Below are 3,452 nucleotides of genomic sequence, written 5' to 3' on the forward strand. Positions count from 1 at the left end.
GATCTGTGACATTCCGCCTCATGGTGGATAAGCGTGCGCTCAATTTTTTAAACTCTCTCGATGCCAAAGCTCAACGGGTTATCAAAGCCAAACTGAAATTTTTACGGGAAAATCCCTATCCTGGCTCGGATGGGGATAAAGAAAAACTCCACACCAATAAAAAGCGTGAATCGTACCGACTTCACATCGCACGTACGTTCACTGTGATCTACAATATTAATTCAGACGAAAAACTCATTTATATCACCCATATCATGCCCATCGAAAAAGCACATCGAAGATATGGGCGCATTTGAACTGCCCGGCGGTAACTGGAACACGGGATAACACGGTCCGGCAGGGATTATGCCTCCACAGTCTGGAGAACTCGACCCCTCGCTGCCGTGGACACGCCGGTCTGGCCGATGCTCCGGGAGTGTCAGCCAAGACACCCTCCGGCTGCGCGGCAGTGACCCATCGCTATTTTCATCGGCATTTCACCGGAACCGTTTGATAATCCCCACGACCGAAAGAGAACCGTTAATATGTGCGATGTCGAGACTTTTAGTGAGTAACCATGATCACGTCCCCGTCCACAGACCGGATCCCCACCCTCTCCGGGGGCGGTCTGTGCCCGTGAGGCAGGGGCTGATCCCCGCCGCGGGCTCGGGGTCGCGCCTTGGGCCGTTCACGAACGCGATCCCGAAAGAACTCCTCCCCGTGGGCGAGAAGGCGGTGATCGAGCACGTCGTCGAGGCGATGTCGCTTGCCGGGATCACCGACATCGTCATCGTCGTCTCCCCGCACAAGCACGGCCTCTCCGACTACCTGGGCTCGGGGAAGCGCTTCGGCGTCGACTTCACCTACGTGGTCCAGGACGAGCGGATCGGCCTCGCGAACGCCGTCGCCGCCGGCGAGCACGTCATCGACGGCACCTTCGCCGTCGTCCTCGGCGACAACTTCTTCGCTCCCCAGACGTTCCTTGCCGACCTCATCGGCTACCACGCCGCCCGCCGCCCCGAGACGACCGTCGGCGTCGCCCGGGTGGAGGACGTCACCCGCCACGGGATCATCCTCCCCGACGGCGACCGGGTCGCCGACATGGTCGAGAAGCCCCAGCCGACGGCCGCCCCGAGCAACCTCGGCGCCCTCGGGGCCTACGTCTTCGAGACAACCATCTTCGACGCCATCGCCCGCACCCCGCCCGGCCACAAGGGCGAGTACCAGCTCACCGACGCGATCCGGCTCGAGATCGGCGAGGGCCGGGACGTCCGCTACCGCGTCATCGACGGCATCCACATCGACGTCGGGACGCCGCGGGACCTGATGCGGGCGAATGAGTGGTATTTGCGGGAGAACGAGTGTGCGGAGAGCGATCATACCATCACCACCGGGAGGGACGAAACATTCGGACTGGTCACCAGGGGGCCGGGTTCACGAACGTGACCGGCACGCTTGACGTGCTCGGGCCGGCAAAGGGCTGCGACGTGATCGCCACCGCCTCCCCGGTCTACGGCGGCATATCCGTCATCCCCGCCCCCGCCCGACACTGATAACGTACTGGTGGTTCCTGGTTCTTCTAACGTTGATCTCGCGAACAGTTCTCCCGTGCCGCCGGATCTCGTCCGCGACTGCTCGCGGGACGAGGAAGAGCGGCACCGGGGAGACGCTTATCTCTTCCGGTGAAGATGTACCAGTGGCGGCCTGGCCGACGGTGCGGTCACACTTCAGGTCCGGGCTGCCGCCGCTGGTTTTCGACTCGGTTCTTCTGGTTTCGTTTTGCATTCAAGACATCTCCCTGCACCGGGACTCGCCCCGGCGCATACACCATCGTCGGGAGCCGCCGGTTAAAAGGGTGCGCCAAATATCCCGGAAAAAGCGGCCGGCCCCATATAAGCGTTGCTTTACGGGCCGATCACAAAATCGAAGAATCGGGAAGGAATGTCAGATCCCGGAGAGAATCCGGGTATGTAAAAACTCACCTTCTGTCCGGGGGTTTGCAGACGGCGAGCACCTCTCCGGGATCGTACCGGAGCCGCACCTCCCGTCCCCGGCCCGCCCCGGGCACCAGGTCGACGATCCCGGCATTCGCGAGCCCGTTGAGGTGCTCGTGGTAGGTCGTCCTCCCGACCGGGAGGTAGTCCTGCACTTCCTCAAAGACAGCTCCTCCTATCATATCGGCGCCCACAACCGACAGCTCCGCGATCCGGTAGAGCAGCGCCCGCTCGCCCTCCGAGAGCCCTGCAACCCGGGCCCGGAGCGCCGGTGACCTGACCGCCTGCGCTGCTGCCGTCACGTCGGCGGGTGCGACCCTTCTGCGCCCATCCCCCTCCGCCCTGAGGACCGCGAGCCGGACGAGGTCGATCCCGACCCGGATGTCCTGTTCGTCGGCGGCGATGCCGGAGATACGGTCGAGGAGGGACGTTGAGACCACTCCCGGGTAGAGCCCCTGCCGGATGCGGTCGGCGAGGATCCCGCGGATCTCGGCTTTCGTGTAGGGCGGGAAGTTGACCTCGGTCGGGTGGAAGACCGACCGGACACTCTCGTCGGCCTCCGCGTAGAGGTTCAGGGAGAGATCGCTTGCGACCGCGAAGACCCCGGGCTTCCGGACATCCCACTTCTCGTAGAGCCGGAGGATCTGGTAGAGGAGGGTGTTGTAGGTCCCGGCCGGGATGAGCTCGTTTGCGTCGTCGAGGCAGACGATGAGCGCAGCGTCGCGGTCCCGGAGCCGGGCGGCGATCCCCCGCTTGATCCCGTCAAGGTGGCGCGACGGCGGTGCGTAGCCGAAGGCCTGTTCGAAGATGCACCCGAAGACTGCAAGCGCTGTGCGGTCGTGGCGGCAGTTGACGTAGACCGGGACGAGCTTCTTCGTGGTCTCGGTAACCTCGGCAAAGATCCGGCGGACGGTGGTGGTCTTCCCGGTTCCTGGCGGGCCGCGGATGACGGCGCTCCCCGCGCTCCCGCCCCGGAGAGCCGGCCGGAGGAGGAAGGCGAGTTCCCGGACCTGGGCGTCGCGGTAGTGGACCTGCTCCGGAACGAACGTGAACTCAAATACCTCCGGATCCCGAAAAAGAGTCTCGTCGGAGCGGAGGAGGGGGGAATGCGTCATACGTCACTCTGGAGAAGAGGGGATTGTTAAATGCGAGGTGTGTGCGGGATGAAAGTGAAAGGGGCGTACGACCGCCATATGCCGGCTGTCCGCGATTGTCCGGATACTGTTACCGGGTTCAGTGCCTGATCCTTTGATTCTTGGCGGTTTTGCCCGTAGGATACAGGTTTTACCCTTCTCCCTCGGTCAGGTTTCTGTCCGGGATTGTCCGCAATGACGGATTGAGTGCATATCGCCACAGTTTCCCTGTCAGGGTGAACGCTTTTCCCCGGTCTCGGTCAGCGGCGGGTCACCGTCGTATCGGCCGGTAAGGAGTGTTCCGACTCAACACTTCCGATGGATGAGCTGCCGGTCATCCAACGAG

Annotated in this window: 4 protein-coding genes; 2 read left to right on the forward strand and 2 right to left on the reverse strand. The window is 62.9% G+C overall.

Annotated features, from left to right (window positions below; all coding sequences use genetic code 11):
* Positions 1–296: type II toxin-antitoxin system RelE/ParE family toxin (locus tag EI28_RS12315; RefSeq protein ID WP_052379753.1), on the forward strand; the 296-nt coding region annotated here is incomplete at its 5' end.
* A 313-nt stretch (positions 297–609) separates the two neighbouring features.
* Positions 610–1,425 carry a sugar phosphate nucleotidyltransferase gene (locus tag EI28_RS12320; RefSeq protein ID WP_048115245.1) on the forward strand — a complete coding sequence of 272 codons (816 nt, stop codon included), beginning with the start codon at positions 610–612 and terminating at the stop codon, positions 1,423–1,425.
* 81 nt (positions 1,426–1,506) lie between these two features.
* Here EI28_RS12320 and EI28_RS13690 read toward each other — a convergent pair whose 3' ends face one another.
* Together EI28_RS13690 and EI28_RS12325 are read right to left on the reverse strand one after the other, a co-directional pair.
* Positions 1,507–1,764 carry a hypothetical protein gene (locus tag EI28_RS13690; RefSeq protein ID WP_155937435.1) on the reverse strand — a complete coding sequence of 86 codons (258 nt, stop codon included), beginning with the start codon at positions 1,762–1,764 and terminating at the stop codon, positions 1,507–1,509.
* A 193-nt stretch (positions 1,765–1,957) separates the two neighbouring features.
* Positions 1,958–3,088: an AAA family ATPase gene (locus EI28_RS12325; RefSeq protein ID WP_048115248.1), complete on the reverse strand. Its 1,131-nt coding sequence runs from the start codon at positions 3,086–3,088 to the stop codon at positions 1,958–1,960.
* Positions 3,089–3,452: the final 364 nt, after the last annotated feature.

The organism is Methanoculleus sp. MH98A (assembly GCF_000691865.1).
GTDB lineage: Archaea > Halobacteriota > Methanomicrobia > Methanomicrobiales > Methanoculleaceae > Methanoculleus.